At 72.7% G+C, this 16220-nt stretch carries 13 protein-coding genes; 12 read left to right on the top strand and 1 reads right to left on the bottom strand.

The window, feature by feature from the left end:
* The first annotated feature begins 209 nt into the window (after positions 1-209).
* The 7 genes from ACWGIF_RS04355 to ACWGIF_RS04325 all read left to right on the top strand — a co-directional run bounded on the left by ACWGIF_RS04355 (position 210) and on the right by ACWGIF_RS04325 (position 7865).
* Positions 210-1052, top strand: a complete 843-nt coding sequence (locus ACWGIF_RS04355; RefSeq protein WP_453490839.1) for a nitrilase-related carbon-nitrogen hydrolase — start codon at positions 210-212, stop codon at positions 1050-1052.
* Positions 1049-2344 (top strand): aspartate aminotransferase family protein, encoded by a 1296-nt coding sequence (locus ACWGIF_RS04350; protein WP_453490836.1) that lies wholly within the window; start codon positions 1049-1051, stop codon positions 2342-2344. The genes ACWGIF_RS04355 and ACWGIF_RS04350 overlap by 4 nt, the downstream gene beginning before the upstream one ends.
* A 10-nt stretch (positions 2345-2354) precedes the next feature.
* The gene (gene hydA, locus ACWGIF_RS04345) at positions 2355-3755 is read left to right on the top strand and encodes a dihydropyrimidinase (RefSeq protein ID WP_453490833.1); all 1401 of its coding nucleotides are present in this window, start codon (positions 2355-2357) and stop codon (positions 3753-3755) included.
* An 18-nt stretch (positions 3756-3773) separates the two neighbouring features.
* Positions 3774-4775 (top strand): TIGR03842 family LLM class F420-dependent oxidoreductase, encoded by a 1002-nt coding sequence (locus ACWGIF_RS04340; RefSeq protein ID WP_453490830.1) that lies wholly within the window; start codon positions 3774-3776, stop codon positions 4773-4775.
* A gap of 256 nt (positions 4776-5031) precedes the next feature.
* Entirely contained in the window at positions 5032-5856 is an 825-nt protein-coding gene (locus ACWGIF_RS04335; protein WP_453490827.1) for an inositol monophosphatase family protein, read from the top strand.
* Between the two features lie 72 nt (positions 5857-5928).
* The gene (locus tag ACWGIF_RS04330; RefSeq protein WP_453490824.1) at positions 5929-7347 is read left to right on the top strand and encodes a phytoene desaturase family protein; all 1419 of its coding nucleotides are present in this window, start codon (positions 5929-5931) and stop codon (positions 7345-7347) included.
* Positions 7347-7865 carry an O-acetyl-ADP-ribose deacetylase gene (locus ACWGIF_RS04325; RefSeq protein WP_453490821.1) on the top strand — a complete coding sequence of 173 codons (519 nt, stop codon included), beginning with the start codon at positions 7347-7349 and terminating at the stop codon, positions 7863-7865. Before ACWGIF_RS04330 ends, ACWGIF_RS04325 begins: the two co-directional genes overlap by 1 nt.
* A gap of 16 nt (positions 7866-7881) precedes the next feature.
* Here ACWGIF_RS04325 and ACWGIF_RS04320 read toward each other — a convergent pair whose 3' ends face one another.
* Complete coding sequence (locus tag ACWGIF_RS04320) at positions 7882-8364, bottom strand: Lrp/AsnC family transcriptional regulator (RefSeq protein WP_453490818.1); 483 nt, start codon at positions 8362-8364, stop codon at positions 7882-7884.
* Between the two features lie 136 nt (positions 8365-8500).
* Between ACWGIF_RS04320 and ACWGIF_RS04315 the strand changes: the two genes are divergently transcribed.
* From ACWGIF_RS04315 to ACWGIF_RS04295, 5 genes are all read left to right on the top strand, one after another.
* Complete coding sequence (locus tag ACWGIF_RS04315; protein WP_453490815.1) at positions 8501-9478, top strand: DMT family transporter; 978 nt, start codon at positions 8501-8503, stop codon at positions 9476-9478.
* A complete protein-coding gene (locus ACWGIF_RS04310) occupies positions 9471-10685 on the top strand; it encodes an amino acid aminotransferase (RefSeq protein WP_453490812.1) in 1215 nt (404 codons plus the stop codon). The genes ACWGIF_RS04315 and ACWGIF_RS04310 overlap by 8 nt, the downstream gene beginning before the upstream one ends.
* 163 nt (positions 10686-10848) lie before the next feature.
* Positions 10849-12531 carry a serine/threonine-protein kinase gene (locus ACWGIF_RS04305; RefSeq protein WP_453490809.1) on the top strand — a complete coding sequence of 561 codons (1683 nt, stop codon included), beginning with the start codon at positions 10849-10851 and terminating at the stop codon, positions 12529-12531.
* Between the two features lie 330 nt (positions 12532-12861).
* Positions 12862-13965 carry a molybdopterin-dependent oxidoreductase gene (locus ACWGIF_RS04300; RefSeq protein WP_453490806.1) on the top strand — a complete coding sequence of 368 codons (1104 nt, stop codon included), beginning with the start codon at positions 12862-12864 and terminating at the stop codon, positions 13963-13965.
* A gap of 183 nt (positions 13966-14148) precedes the next feature.
* Positions 14149-16215, top strand: coding sequence for a SpoIIE family protein phosphatase (locus ACWGIF_RS04295; RefSeq protein ID WP_453490803.1), 2067 nt, complete (start codon positions 14149-14151; stop codon positions 16213-16215).
* The last annotated feature ends 5 nt before the right edge of the window (positions 16216-16220 follow it).

Here is a 16220-nt window from a genome sequence, read left to right as displayed (position 1 = left end):
GATCAGGCCGGGCTCCGCCCTGATCGGCACGACACCCCCTAACCCGCCCATGTCCTGACCACATTCGACCGCCGGGCGACGTAACGTGATCGACTACTCCAACCGCGCACGGCGGTCTTGCCCCACGCTGTGACGAGGCCTACGTTCTACTCCCTACGCACTCCGTCTACGTGCGTAGAACTCGGCGTTCCCGTCGCGAGGAGCAGCTCATGGCCCAAGTCGTCCGCGCCGCGCTGGTCCAGGCCACCTGGACCGGAGACACCGAATCGATGATCGCCAAACACGAGGAGCACGCCCGCCGGGCCGCAGCCCAGGGTGCGAAGGTCATCGGCTTCCAGGAGGTGTTCAACGCCCCCTACTTCTGCCAGGTCCAGGAGCCCGAGCACTACCGCTGGGCCGAGGCCGTCCCCGACGGCCCGACCGTCCGCCGGATGCAGGACCTCGCCCGCGAGACCGGAATGGTGATCGTCGTACCGGTCTTCGAGCTGGAGAGCGCCGGCTTCTTCTACAACACCGCCGCCGTCATCGACGCCGACGGCACCTACCTGGGCAAGTACCGCAAGCACCACATCCCCCAGGTCAAGGGTTTCTGGGAGAAGTACTACTTCCGTCCGGGCAACCTCGGCTGGCCCGTCTTCGACACCGCCGTCGGGAGGGTGGGCGTCTACATCTGCTACGACCGCCACTTCCCCGAGGGCTGGCGCCAACTGGGCCTGGCCGGAGCCCAGCTGGTCTACAACCCGTCCGCCACCCACCGCGGCCTCTCCGCCTACCTCTGGCAGCTGGAACAGCCCGCCGCGGCCGTCGCCAACGAGTACTTCATCGCCGCCATCAACCGCATCGGCCAGGAGGAGTACGGCGACAACGACTTCTACGGCACCAGCTACTTCGTCGACCCGCGCGGCCAGTTCGTCGGCGACGTCGCCAGCGACAAGGAGGAGGAACTCCTCGTCCGCGACCTCGACTTCGACCTGATCAAGGAGGTCCGCGACCAGTGGGCCTTCTACCGCGACCGCCGCCCCGACGCCTACGGAGGGCTCGTACAGCCGTGACCAACCCGACCCCGCTCCACAACCGCCACCGCACCGTCCTGCCCGACTGGCTCGCGCTCTACTACAAGGACCCCATCGAGCTCACCCACGGCGAGGGCCGCCACGTCTGGGACGCCGACGGCAACCGCTACCTCGACTTCTTCGGCGGCATCCTCACCACGATGACCGCCCACGCCCTACCCGAGGTCACCAAGGCCGTCTCCGAGCAGGCCGGGCGGATCATCCACTCCTCCACCCTGTACCTCAACCGGCCGATGATCGAGCTCGCCGAGCGGGTCGCGGCCCTCTCCGGCATCCCCGACGCCCGCGTCTTCTTCACCACCTCCGGCACCGAGGCCAACGACACCGCCCTGCTGCTCGCGACGACGTACCGCCGCTCCAACCAGATCCTGGCGATGCGCAACAGCTACCACGGCCGGTCCTTCTCCACGGTCTCGATCACCGGCAACCGCGGCTGGTCCCCGACCAGCCTCTCGCCGCTCCAGACGTACTACGTGCACGGCGCGGTCCGCACCCGCGGCCCCTTCGCGCAGCTGGACGACACGGCCTTCACCGCCGCCGCCGTCGCCGACCTGGAAGACGTGCTCGGGCAGGCCCGCGGGGGAGTGGCCGCGCTCATCGCCGAACCCGTCCAGGGCGTCGGCGGATTCACCTCCCCTCCCGACGGCCTGTACGGGGCCTTCCGCGAGGTCCTGCGCCGCCACGGCATCCTGTGGATCAGCGACGAGGTGCAGACCGGCTGGGGCCGTACCGGCGACCACTTCTGGGGCTGGCAGGCGCACGCCCAGAACGGCCCGCCGGACATCCTCACCTTCGCCAAGGGCATCGGCAACGGCATGTCCATCGGCGGTGTCGTGGCCCGCGCCGAGGTGATGAACTGCCTGGACTCCCACTCCATCTCCACCTTCGGCGGTTCCCCGGTCACCATGGCGGCCGGCGTCGCCAACCTCGCGTACCTGCTGGAGCACGACCTCCAGGGCAACGCCCGCCGCGTCGGGGGCCTGCTCCTGGAGCGCCTGCGCGCCATCACCGCCACCGTGCCCGCCGTACGGGAGATCCGCGGCCGGGGCCTGATGGCGGGCATCGAACTGACGAAGCCGAGCACCGACGAGGCCGACCCGGACGCCGCCGCCGCCGTCCTGGAGGCCGCCCGCGAAGGCGGCCTGCTGCTCGGCAAGGGCGGCGGGCACAACACCAGCGTGCTGCGCATCGCGCCGCCGCTCTCCCTCACCGTCGCCGAGGCGGAAGAGGGCGCCGAAATCCTCGGACAGGCACTGCGCAGCATCGAGTAGGGGGACGCACATGAGCATCCGCACCCTGATCAGCGGCGGCCTCGTGGTCACCGCCTCCGACGAACTGCACGCGGACGTCCTCGTCGAGGACGGCCGTGTGGCGGCCCTGGCCGCACACGGCTCCGCGGCCGCCGGGGCCTGGACGGCCGACCGTACGATCGACGCGACCGGGAAGTACGTCATCCCGGGCGGGGTCGACGCGCACACCCACATGGAGCTGCCCTTCGGGGGCACCTCCGCCTCGGACACCTTCGAGACCGGAACCCGGGCCGCCGCCTGGGGCGGCACCACCACGATCGTCGACTTCGCCGTGCAGAGCGTGGGCCACTCCCTGCGCGAAGGCCTCGACACCTGGTACGCGAAGGCCGACGGCAACTGCGCCGTCGACTACGCCTTCCACATGATCCTCTCGGACGTCAACGAGGGCACCCTCAAGGAGATGGACCTCCTCGTCGGCGAGGGCGTCACCTCCTTCAAGCTCTTCATGGCCTACCCCGGCGTCTTCTACAGCGACGACGGACAGATCCTGCGGGCCATGCAGCGCGGGGCCTCGAACGGCGGGCTGATCATGATGCACGCCGAGAACGGCATCGCGATCGACGTCCTCGTCGAACAGGCACTGGCGCGCGGGGAGACCGACCCCCGCCACCACGGCGAGGTCCGCAAGGTGCTGCTGGAGGCCGAGGCCACCCACCGGGCGATCCAGCTCGCGCGGGTCGCCGGCGCCCCGCTCTACGTCGTGCACGTCTCGGCGGAGGAGGCGGTGGCCGAGCTGGCCGCCGCGCGCGACAAGGGCCTGCCCGTCTTCGGCGAGACCTGCCCGCAATACCTGTTCCTGTCCACCGACAACCTCGCGGAGCCGGACTTCCAGGGCGCCAAATACGTCTGCTCCACCCCGCTGCGCCCCCGTGAGCACCAGGCGGCCCTGTGGCGCGGCCTGCGCACCAACGACCTGCAGGTGGTCTCCACCGACCACTGCCCGTTCTGTTTCCGCGGTCAGAAGGAGCTCGGCCGCGGCGACTTCTCCAAGATCCCCAATGGGCTGCCGGGCGTCGAGAACCGGATGGACCTCCTCCACCAGGCCGTCCTGGACGGGCACATCAGCCGCCGCCGGTGGATCGAGATCGCCTGCGCCACCCCGGCCCGGATGTTCGGCCTCTACCCCCAGAAAGGCACCATCGCGCCGGGCTCCGACGCCGACATCGTCCTCTACGATCCGCACGCCGAGCAGGTCATCTCCGCCGAGACCCACCACATGAACGTGGACTACTCGGCGTACGAGGGCAAGCGGATCACCGGACGCGTCGACACCGTGCTCTCGCGCGGCGAACTCGTCATCGACCAGCGCGAATTCACCGGCCGGGCCGGCCACGGGGTCTTCGTCCCCCGCTCCACCTGCCAGTACCTGTAAGCGTCAAGGAGCCGCCCCATGGACTTCGGCCTCGTCCTGCAAACCGACCCGCCCGCCTCGCAGGTGATCAGCCTCATGCGCCGCGCCGAGCGCAACGGCTTCCGCTACGGCTGGACCTTCGACTCCGCCGTGCTGTGGCAGGAGCCGTTCGTCATCTACAGCCAGATCCTGGAGCACACCCGCAAGCTGCACGTCGGACCCATGGTCACCAACCCGGGCACCCGCACCTGGGAGGTGACCGCCTCCACCTTCGCCACCCTCAACGACATGTACGGCAACCGCACCGTCTGCGGGATTGGCCGTGGGGACTCGGCGATGCGGGTCGCCGGGCGCAAACCCAACACCCTGGCCCGCCTCGGCGAGGCCATCGACGTCATCCGTGACCTGGCGGAGGGCCGCGAGGCACTGGTCGACGGCAATCCGGTCCGCCTGCCGTGGGTCCGCGACGGCCGGCTCCCGGTGTGGATGGCGGCGTACGGGCCCAAGGCGCTGGCGCTGGCCGGCCAGAAGGCGGACGGGTTCATCCTCCAGCTCGCCGACCTCTACCTCACGGAGTGGATGGTCAAGTCGGTCCGGGAGGCGGCCGTGGCGGCCGGCCGGGACCCGGATGCCATCACCATCTGCGTGGCGGCCCCCGCGTACGTGGGTGACGACCTCGCGCACGCCCGTGACCAGTGCCGGTGGTTCGGCGGGATGGTCGGCAACCACGTCGCCGACCTGGTCTCCCGCTACGGCGAGCACTCCTCGATGGTCCCGGACGAGCTGACCGAGTACGTCAAGGCCCGCCAGGGCTACGACTACAGCCACCACGGCCGTGCCGGGAACCCGTCCACGGACTTCGTCCCCGACGAGATCGTCGACCGCTTCTGCCTGCTGGGGCCGCCCGAGGCCCACATCGAGAAGCTGCGGGCCCTGCGCGACCTCGGCGTCGACCAGTTCGCCGTGTACGACATGCACGACGCGCGGGAGACCACGATCGACGCGTACGGCCAGCACGTCATCCCGGTCCTGCGGGACTGACCCGTTGCCCGGCCGGTACCACCCCGGGTACCGGCCGCCCGGTACGGAGGACGGCCCAGCCCTTCCTGCGCCCCAGCCTTCCTGCGCCCCAGCCTTCCTGCGCCCAGCCCCTCCTGCGCCCAGCCCCTCCTGCGGCCCGGGCCGGCGCCGGCCGGGAGTGGCGCCCGGGGCGGTTCACCCGGTGGCCACCCGGTGTCCGCACTGCCGTCCGGGACCGACGGTGGGGTTTGTCGGCCGGGCGTGCTTTGCTGGGGGAATGATCGATGAGTTCCTGGCCCATGGCCTGTCCGATGTGGAAGAGGCCGTCCGCAAGGCGGCGGCGGTCGAGATCATGCCGAGATTCAGGCAGCTCGCCGAGCACGAGGTCGACGAGAAGAGCGGCCCGCACGACCTGGTGACCATCGCCGACCGCAAGGCCGAGGAGCACCTCACGGCCTCCCTGACGCGGCTGCTGCCCGGATCCGCGGTGGTCGGCGAGGAGGCCGTGCACGCGGATCCCCTGGTGTACGCGGCGCTGCGCGAGGACGCCCCGGTGTGGATCGTCGACCCCGTCGACGGCACCCGCCAGTTCGTGAACGGCGAGCCCGGTTTCTGCACGCTGGTCGCGCTGGCCCGGCGCGGGGAGATCCTCGCCTCCTGGACCTTCGCCCCGGCACTGGAGGAGCTGGCGACCGCCGTGCGCGGGGAGGGCGCGTACGTCAACGGCGAGCGGATCCACAGCGGTTCGCCCGAACCCGGCGCCGACCTGCGGGTCGCCATCGCCCACCCGCTCTACACCTCCGACGAGAACAAGCGGACGCTGGCCCGGCTGGACGTGCCCGGGGTCGCGGCCAGGCCGTGCGGCTCCGCGGGCCTGGAGTACCTGAAGGTGGCCCGCGGCGAGATGGACGGCCTGGCCTTCACCTGGCCCTCGGCCTGGGACCACGCGGCCGGGCTGCTGCTGGTCGCCGAGGCCGGCGGGGCGCAGAGCACGGTCGACGGGGTCCCCTTCCGGGTGGACCGGGACAACGCCCTGCCGTTCGCGGTCGGGCGGGACGAGGCCACCGCGGTCCGCATCCGGGAGCTGCTGCGGGGCGCGTAGGGGTGTCCGGCCCGCCGCACGCGGCGGAATATCCTGGGGGCGCAGGCGCCGCCGGAAACGAAGGAGTCGCAAGTGCCGTCGATTCTCGATGTGGTCGTGGTGGGGGCGGGGCCCAACGGGCTGACGGCCGCCGTCGAGCTGGCGCGGCGCGGCTTCTCGGTGGCCGTTTTCGAAGCCGCCGACACGGTGGGCGGAGGGGCCCGGACCGAGGAGCTCACCCTCCCGGGCTTCCGGCACGACCCCTGTTCGGCGGTGCACCCGCTCGGCTCCGGCTCCCCGGTCTTCGCCACCATGCCGCTGAAGCGGTACGGGCTGGAGTGGCTGCACCCCCCGCTGCCCATGGCACACCCCTTCGACGACGGCACGGCCGCCGTCCTCTCCCGCTCGGTCGCGGAGACGGCGGCGTCCTTCGGTGCGCGTGACGCGGGGGCCTACCGCCGTCTGGTCCGGCCGTTCATCGGTAAATGGGACACCCTGGCGCGCGACTTCATGTCCCTGCCGAACACCGCGCTGCCCCGGGACCCGGTCACCCTCGCCCGCTTCGGGCTCACCGGGCTGCCGCCCTCGACCTGGCTCCTTCGCCGCTTCCGCGACGAACGGGCCCGGGCGTTGTTCGCGGGACTCGTGGCGCACGTCATCGCACCGCTCGGCGGCATCGCCACCGGCGCCATCGGCCTGGTCTTCGCACTGGCCGCGCACGCGAACGGCTGGCCGCTGCCGCGCGGCGGCTCGCAGTCCGTCTCCGACGCGCTCGCCGGGTACCTGCGCGACCTCGGCGGCACGATCCACACCGGGTTCGAGGTCAAGCGGCTCGACGACCTCCCGCCCGCCCGCGCCTACGTCTTCGACACCTCGCCGACCGCGCTGGCCCGGATCGCCCGTCTGGGGCGCGTCTACGACGGCTACCGGTACGGCGCCTCCGTGTTCAAGATCGACTACGCCCTGGACGGCCCGGTCCCGTGGACGGCCGAGGAGCCGCGCCGCGCCGGCACCGTCCAGATCGGCCCGCGCACCCGCGACATCGACGCCGCCGTGCAGCTCGCCTCCGGTGGCCGGGCCCCCCGCAACCCCTTCCTCATCACGGCGCAGCCCAGCCTGGTCGACCCCGGCCGGGCGCCCGAGGGCAAGCACGTGTTCTGGGCGTACGGGCACGTCCCGGCCGGCTGGGACGGCGACCTCACCGACGCCGTCGAACGCCAACTGGAGCGCTTCGCCCCCGGCTTCCGCGACCTCGTACTGGCCCGCGCCACGGCGGGCCCGCCCCAGATCGCCGCCCGCAACCCCAACTACATCGGTGGGGACATCGCCTGCGGAGCCGCCTCCGGGCTCCAGCTCCTGCTGCGCCCCAAGCTCTCCCTGTCCCCGTACACGACACCTCACCCGGCGGTCTTCCTCTGCTCCTCGGCGACCCCGCCGGGACCGGGCGTGCACGGCATGTCCGGGCACAACGCCGCCAAGGCGGTCTGGCGCCACCTGCGAAAGGACTCGTGATGGTCCGCATCACCCTGGTCCGCGGCGACATCACCGCAGAGAAGGCCGACGCGATCGTCAACGCGGCCAACTCCTCGCTGCTGGGCGGCGGCGGGGTCGACGGCGCCATCCACCGGCGGGGCGGGCCGGAGATCCTCGCGGCCTGCGAGGACCTGCGGCGCTCGCACTACGGCAAGGGCCTGCCGACGGGCCGGGCGGTCGCCACCACGGCCGGGCGTCTCGCCGCCGAGCACGTCATCCACACGGTGGGCCCGGTCTGGTCGCGCGACGAGGACCGGTCGGAGCTGCTGGCCTCCTGCTACCGCGAGTCGTTGCGCGTCGCCGACGAGCTGGGGGCCCGTACGGTCGCCTTCCCGGCCATCTCCACCGGCGTCTACGGCTGGCCCATGGACGACGGGGCGCGGATCGCCGTGGAAACGGTGCGGGCGGCCCGTACGGCGGTGCAGGAGGTGCGGTTCGTCCTGTTCGACGCCGCCGCCCACGCGGCCTTCGAAGCGGCGGTCGAAGCCTCCCGGTAGGGCGTACGCGGATCCGTCAGGGTGATCGTCTCGATGCTCCCGGGTGGGGCCGCGGGTACGTTCTGGACTGCTTGACGCTGCCGTACGCGAAGCTCGATTCGATCGAGGCGATGCCGGGGATCGCATGGATCCGGTGGCGCACCAGGGCTTCGTACGCTTCGAGGTCCTCGATGACGACCCGGAGCAGGTAGTCGCTGCTGCCCGCCATCAGGTAGCAGTCCTGGATGTGCTCGATGACCGCGACGTGCTCTTCGAACAGCCGCACCGCCTCCGCCGTGTGGCGCTCCAGGCGGATCCGGACGAAGACGGTGACCGGGAGCCCGAAGGCGACCTGGTCGACCATGGCCGTGTAACCGCGGATGAGGCCCGCCTCCTCCAGGCGTCGCACCCGGCGCAGGCAGGGCGACGGGGACAGCCGGACGCGGTCGGCCAGGTCCTGGTTGGACAGCCGCCCGTCGGCCTGCAATTCCCGGATGATCTGCAGATCGACTGCGTCCATGGCCACTCCTTGGCAGATTCTGCCCCAAACGTATGTCCGAGCGGCAGAACTGGCAATCGGCTGCCCCGGCGTAAGCCCTAACGTTGCCACCGAAACGGACCGGACCGGTCCGGGTCTCAGAGGCTGGAGCAATTCCTTGGTCGCGACGCACACCACCCGGGCGACCCCGCCTCCCGATGCGGCGGGCCCGCGGGCCGGACACCCCGGCCGGCGCGGGCTCTCCCCGCAGGCCGAAGGCATGCTGGCACTCCTGGTGACCGTGGCGATCTGGGCGGCCTTCGCGCTCAGCGCCCGGGCCCTGAGCGCCTCCTCGCTGCTGCCCGCCGACGCGGCCCTGCTGCGCTTCGGCGTCCCCCTCGTCGTCCTGTTCCCCGCCCTGTGGCGGCGCCGTCGCCGCATCGCCGCGGTACGGCCGGGCGCCGCAGCCAAGATCATCTGCGGCGCGGGGGTGCCCTTCTTCCTGGCCGCGATGCACGGCGGCGCCCTGACCTCCGCGGCCTTCGTGGGCTCGATCGTCCCCGGGATGGTCCCGCTGTTCGTCTCCGCGATCATGATCCGCCGCGGGCACGCCGTGCCCCGGGGGACGCAGGCGGTCGGACTCGCGCTGATCGCCGCGGGCGTCGTCGCCCTCGTGTGGCGCTACGTCGTTCCCGTGGACACGGACGTGCTCGCCGGCTCCGGCACGCTCCTGGTGGCCAGCGGACTGTGGGCCCTCTACACGGTGGGACTGCGCGAGGTGGACCTCGATCCCGTCGGATCGATCGGCCTGTTGTGCCTGCCCTCCTTCGCCGTGGTCGCAGTCCTGGTCCTGACCGGGATGCTCCCCACCGGCATCGCCCACGCCGCGGGCAGCGACATCGCGCTGTTCCTGGTGGTCCAGGGGCTCGGAGTGGGACTGTGCGCGGGCCTGCTGTACGCCTTCGCCATCCGCAGGCTGGGCGCCGAGCGCAGCTCCGTCGTCGGCAGCCTCAGTCCCGTCGCCGTCGTCCTGCTCGCCATCCCGCTGCTCGGCGAAGCGCCGACCCTCGCCGTGCTCGTCGGCGTCCCCCTCATCACCGCCGGCGTCGTCCTCGCCAACCGCCGCCCCCGACCCGAGGTTCCCGCAGATGCTTGAGCTCCTCCCCCCGCCGCCCACCGACCCGCTGTGGGACCTGACCTACGAGTTCGGCGGCGACGAGCGGCCCGAACGCCTGAACCTGGTCCTCGGCGTCTACCGGGACCAGACCGGCACCACGCCCGTCATGACCGCGGTGCGCGAGGCAGAGATCCGCCTGGCGGAGCGCTCCGAGTCCAAGGAGTACCGCGGGCTCTCCGGCAACGCCGCCTTCAACCGCTCCCTGCTGGACCTGGTCCTGGGCGCGGACGGGCCGGCCGACCGGGCCGCGGCCGTCCAGACCGTCGCGGGCTCCGGCGCGCTGCGGCTGCTGGCCGACCTGATCTGCCGGACCCGCCCGGGCACCACGGTGTGGATCAGCGACCCGGCCTACGTCAACCACCGGCCCATCTTCGAGGCCGCCGGGCTGAAGGTCCGTACGTACGGCTGGCGCGACGCCGAGGGCGGCTTCGACACGGCGGGCGTGCTGCGGGAACTGCGGGAGGCGCGTCGGGACGACGTCGTCCTGCTCCAGGGGTGCTGCCACAACCCGACGGGCGTGGACCCCCTGCTGGACGACTGGGAGGCGCTGGCCGAGTCGGCGGTCCGCGGCGGCTGGGTCCCCTTCGTCGACCTCGCCTACCACGGGCTCGGCGACGGCCTGGAGGCCGACCTGCTGGCCACGCGGATGCTGGCGGCGCGCGTGCCGGAACTGCTGATCGCCGTGAGCTGCTCCAAGAACTTCGGCCTCTACAGTGACCGCGTCGGCTGCGCGATCGTGCTCGGCGCCTCGCGCCAGGCCGTCCGGCACGCGGAGACGGCCCTGCAGAACGCCGCACGGACGCTGTACTCGATGCCGCCCGAGCACGGTGCGGCCGTCGTGACCACGATCCTGGAGGACGAGGCGCTCCGGGCCGCATGGCGTGCGGAACTGGATGTCATGCGGGGCCGGATCATGGCCAACCGTGCCGATCTGACGGCTCACTTGAGCACGCTCGGGTGTGCGGAGCAGGCGCGGTCGCTGGCGCGGCAGAAGGGGATGTTCTCGATGCTGCCGCTGACGACGCACCAGATGCTCCGGCTGCGCAGGCAGTACGCCATCTACGGCACGACCTCGGGGCGGATCAACATCGCGGGGATCCCGGCCCACCGCATCCCCTGCCTCGCCCAGGGCATCGCCGCGGTCCTCGACCCGGCCGGCGCACCCCGGCCGGTCCAGCGCGCCTGAGGCGTTCTTCCGGCCGGATCCGCACGACACGCCTCGGAGGCGGCTCCCCCCCGCCCGCCCTCGGCGCGGCGTGACGGCCCCCGCCAACTCCCCGCTCCGGCACGACGCTTAGGGTGACGTGGATCAACTCATCGGTTGATCCGGGGATCGGGGGGAGAGACCGATGGGCAACGCCACCGAGGTGTTCCGGTCACTGCAGGCGGACGACCCGCCGACGGTGGCGGGCTACCGCCTCGCGGCCCGGCTCGGCGCGGGCGGGATGGGCCGGGTCTACCTGTCGCACACCCAGGGCGGGCGCCCGGTGGCGATCAAGGTGGTACGGCCGGAACTGGCCGAGGACCCGGCGTTCCGGCGGAGGTTCCGCCGTGAGGTGGAGGCGGCCCGGCGGGTCCGGGGGGCCTACACCGCCGAGCTGATCGACGCCGACGCGGACGGGACGCCGCCCTGGCTGGCCACCCTGTACGTGCCCGGGCCCTCGCTGACCGAGGCCGTCGCCCGGCGCGGACCGCTGCCGGTGCCCGCGCTGCTGTGGCTGATGGCGGGGGTGGCCGAGGCGCTGCAGGCCATCCACGGCTCCGGGATCGTGCACAGGGACCTGAAGCCGTCGAACGTGCTCCTGGCCGCCGACGGGCCCCGGGTGATCGACTTCGGCATCTCGCTGACCTCCGGCACCACCGCGCACACCGCCACGGGCGGCGCCATCGGCACGCCCCAGTTCATGGCCCCCGAGCAGGCGTCGGCGGGCGAGGTCACCGCCGCCACCGACATCTTCGCCCTGGGCCAGACGGCGGCGTTCGCGGCGCTGGGCGAGCCGCTGTACGGGGACGGCCCCTCGGTCAGCGTGCTGTACCGGATCGTGCACTGCGAACCCGACCTGTCCCGGCTGCCGGAGCCGTTGCGTCCGCTGATCGCCCGCTGCCTGGCCGCGGATCCGCAGGAGCGGGCCACTCCGGCGGAGATCGTGGCCTGGTGCAGGCAGCGGCTGGGCACGGACGCCGACGCGGGCGCCGGCCCGGCCGTCTGGCGTGAGGTGGCGGGCCCGGAGGCGGCGATCCCGGCGCCCGTCCCGGACCTCACTCCGGTGCGCACGGCGCCGCTGGTCCCGCGGACGACAGAGCCGTCGGAGGGGGACGACCCCGTGCTGGTCTGGCGGCCGCCGCAGGCGGCGCAGCTCGAACCGCAGGAACGGCGGGCGCGCAGGCGGCGCACCGCGCTGATCACCGCCGCGGCGCTGACGGCGGGGGCGGTGCTGCTGGCAGGCCTGACCTGGATGGTCATGGAGGCGGCGGACGGTTCCCGCGACCAGGCCCGCGGCGCACGGTCGACGCCCGGTGCCGGGGCGTCCGCACGGTCGTCGACGTCCGCACAGCCGTCGGCGGCGTCCTCGGCGGCCGCGGCCACGCCGGGGGCCGGTGGACGGACGCCGGGGACGCCGCCCACCTCCTCGGGCCCGCCCGAGCCGCAAGCCGTCCCCTACCCCGGACGGCTGCTGGGCGACATCAACTCGGTGGACGTCAAGGACGGGATGCCCCGCATGGATCGCAAGGGGGACATCCGCCTCAACTGCAAGGACCAGAAGACCGGTTGCACCCTGGAGAGCGACACCAGTGTGATCGCCGGTATCCCCGGCCGGCCGCCGGGCTCCCTCCTGGGGTGCGAGATCCTTCTCGAGCACGCCGACGAACGGAGCTTCCCGCTGTCCTCGGCGGCCGCCGGCAGTGGGATCTGCGTCAAGCACCCCTCGGGGGACGTCGCCCTGCTGGTGGTCCAGAGCAAGGAGACCGCGCAGGTGAAGGGCGTGCCCAATCTCGTCGCCGTGGACATGACCGTATGGCCGGCGGCCTGACGGGCCCGACCGGGTCCGGCCCTGACGGTCCGCAGCGCGCGCAAGGCCGGTGCACACAAGACAGTCCCCGGCAGTCAGTCGATTCCATGAGCCATCCGCCGTCGCCGATGGCTCCCGTGGTTCGACACGTACTGCCGGGGGCCTGGCCAGAGCCTGGATAAGGGTCACGCGGGCCTGAGGACGTCTCCAAAGGCGGGTGCGGCTCTTTCCGGTGATCCGGTGTATTGATGAGTTTCCTCCCTATTTGTCCGAAGTCAAGACCTGGGGCGGACGTAGTCTGAAAGAAATCCGCGTCGCGCTCGGCACGAGCCTGACGGAAGGTGTTCCGCCATGACCGCAGGGCCGGTTCCCCATGGTTCACGCGGGCTCGGTGCCACGGTCTGGGCGCCCGAGACGGTCACCGACGACCCGTACAACGCCCAGACGCCGTCGGCCGCGCTCGCCGAGCCGGTCACGCCCGTGGGGGCCTTCTTCGTACGCGACCACTTCGGTGTCCCGCCGACCGCACCCGGCCGGTGGCGGCTTCGGGTCGGCGGCGCCGCGGCGGCTCCCTTCGGCATCGACTACGACGAGCTGCTCGCGATGGAGCACCGGGAACTCGACGTCGTGGTGGAATGCGCCGGCAACGGCCGCAGCCTGATGACGCCCCGCCCGCCCGGCCTGCCATGGAGCCAGCAGGCGGTGGGCTGCGCGCGCTTCGCGGGAGTCCCCTTCCGCTCCCTGGCCGACCGGGCCCGTATCGAGCCGGCGGCCGTGGAGATCGTCTTCACCGGAGCCGACTCCGGCACGGTGCACGGCCACCGCACGGCCTTCGAACGCAGCCTGCCGCTCGCCGTGGCCCTGCACCCGGACACCCTCCTCGCCACCCGCATGAACGGCGAGCCGCTCACCCCCGGACACGGGGCGCCCGTCCGCCTGGTGGTCCCCGGCCGGTATGCGGTCGCCGACGTGAAATGGCTGGTCGGTGCGCGGGCCGTGACCCACTCGTTCACCGGGTTCTTCCAGGCCGAGGAGTACCGGTACGTCGACTCGCGCGGCACCCCCGAGGGGCCCGTGACGACCGTGCGGGTCAAGTCGCTGATCAACGAGCCGGAGCCGGACGAGGCCGTGCGCCGCGGCCACGAGACCCTCGTGCGCGGCCGGGCCTGGTCGGGCGGCGGTGTGCCCGTACGGAGTGTCGAGGTGCGGGCCGTGTACGAGGAGGACGACAGGGACGGCGACCGGGGCTGGCACCAGGCCGTCCTCGATCCGCCGGCCGGCCGCTACGGCTGGAGCGGCTGGTCCTACCGGTGGACGCCGGATCGGCCCGGCCCGTACCGGCTGCTCTCCCGTGCGACCGACGCCCGCGGCGACACGCAGCCGTCGCAGGCCCCGTGGAATGCCCATGGCTACGGCTGCAACCCCGTGGCCTGCGTCGACGTGGTGGTCGTGTGAACGGTTCACGGGCCGTGATCGGGATCGTGACCACCGAGGGCTCGGCGACACCGGCCATCTCCCGTGTCGCTCGCCGAACCGCCCACGTCACCGGACCCCTTTCGCCGGACACACAGCCCCGTGCCCACGCCTCGGATAGGGTGAATCGGTAGGAATCAGGCCCCCCGGGGTGAGGTCGGTGCGTTGGACACTTACCAGTCGACGAGCGAGGTGCCGGACGGGCCCGCGGCGACCGTCGGGTACGCCGGCGTGCTCCGCGAGCTGCTGCCCATCGCCTTGTGGCGGGAGGACGCCGAGGGGCGCATCGTGGAGTGGTCGCTGGCCGCCCAGGAGCTGCTCGGGCACCGACCCGAGGACATCATCGGCCGCCTCGGCACCTCGGTGCTCGTCCCCGAGCCCAATCACGGCCTCGCAGACCAGCTGACCCGGCGGGTCCAGGCGGGCGAGACCGTCGTCGGCACCCTGCCCGTGCGCCACCGCGACGGCCATCGCGTCCCGATGGAGATGTGGATCGTTCCCGCGGTCGACGCACAGGGCCGGACGGGGGCCATGCTCATCGCCGTGGAGACCTCCGAGGTCCTTCACATGCGGGACTCGCTCGCCGCCCTCCAGAGCCTCTTCACGCAGTCGCCCATCGGCCTCGCCACCCTCGGCCCCGACCTGCGGTTCCTCCGGGTCAACGACGCACTCGCCCGGATGAACGGCGTCTCCGCCGCCGACCACCTCGGCAAACGGCTCACCGAGGTGGTGCCGGGGGTCAACGCCGTGGCCCTGGAGGCGACGATGCGGCAGGTCCTCGACCGGGGCACCGCCGTCGTCGACGTCCGCCGCACCGGGCGGACCCCCGCCGACCCCGCGCACGACCGGACCTGGTCCTGCTCGTACGCCCCGCTGCTGGACGGGTCCGGCCGGCCCCTCGGCCTGATCGCCTCCCTCATCGACATCACCGAGAGCCAGCGGGCCCAGGCCGATGCGGAACGGGCCCAGCACCGGTTCGCCCTGCTGGCGGAGGCGGGCACCCGCATCGGCACGACCCTGGACCTCCACCAGACCGCCCAGGAGGTCGTGGACGTGCTGGTACCGCAGCTCGCGGACTCGGCCGACGTCCAGCTCCTCGAAGCGGTACTGGGCCCCGACGAGGCGGCGGCGCCCGCGCCCTCCGCGCGCGGTGTGCTGCGCCGTCTGGCGGCCCACTTCCCCGACCCGGCCGCCCCCACCGCGAAACTCGCCGCCGGACAGACCTTCCAGATCCCGATGGGCTCGGTCTACGAGCAGGTGATCGACGAGGGCCGGCCCATGAACCTCTACCTCGACGACATCCCGGCCCTGATCACCTCCCCGCGCGCCGACGCGCTGCGCGGCTACCTCGCCACCCTGGGATCGGCGCGCATGGTCCCGCTGGTCGCGCGCGGCACGGTGCTCGGCGCGGTCGCCGTGACCCGGACCCGCGACCGGGAGCCCTTCGACGAGCAGGACTGCGTCCTCGTCGACGAACTGGTGGCCCGCGCGGCCCTGAACATCGACAACGCCCGGATGTACACCCGCCAGCGGCAGGCGGCCCTGACCCTGCAGCGCAGCCTCACCAACAGCGCGCTGCCCGAGGTCCCCGGCCTCGAACTCACCGGGCGCTACCTGCCCGCCAGCGACCACGACGTCGGCGGTGACTGGTTCGACGCCATCCCGCTGCCCGGCGGCCGGACCGGGCTGGTCATCGGGGACGTCATGGGCCACGGGATCCACGCGGCGGCCGTCATGGGCCAGCTGAGGACGGCGGTACGGACCCTCGCGCGCCACGACGTGCCCCCGGCGCAGCTGCTCCGCTCGCTCGACGCCGTGGTGACGGACCTGGGCGAGGACGAGATGGCGACCTGCGTGTACGCCGTCCACGACGCGTCGTCGGGCGCGTGCGTGATCGCCCGAGCCGGCCACCCGCCGCCCGCCGTGGTCACCACCGGGGGCACCGTCACCTTCCTCGACGGGCCGCCCGGGACCCCGCTGGGCGCGGGCGGGCGGGACTTCCGGACCGAGGAACTGCTGCTGCCCGCAGGAAGCCTGCTCGTGCTGTACACCGACGGCCTCATCGAGGCCCGGGACCGGGACCTCGACCAGGGCATGGACGAGCTGGCGCAGGCACTGCGCGGGCCGGAGCAGCCGCTGGACGAACTGTGCGACGGGATCCTGCGCCGGCTCCTGCCGTGCGCCCAGCAGGACGACGTGGCGGTACTGCTGGCGCGCACCAGGCCCGTGTGACCCGG

The organism is Streptomyces sp. NPDC054849 (assembly GCF_053610945.1).
Note: the sequence above shows the minus strand (reverse complement) of the source record. Positions and strands in the feature narration are given on the sequence as shown.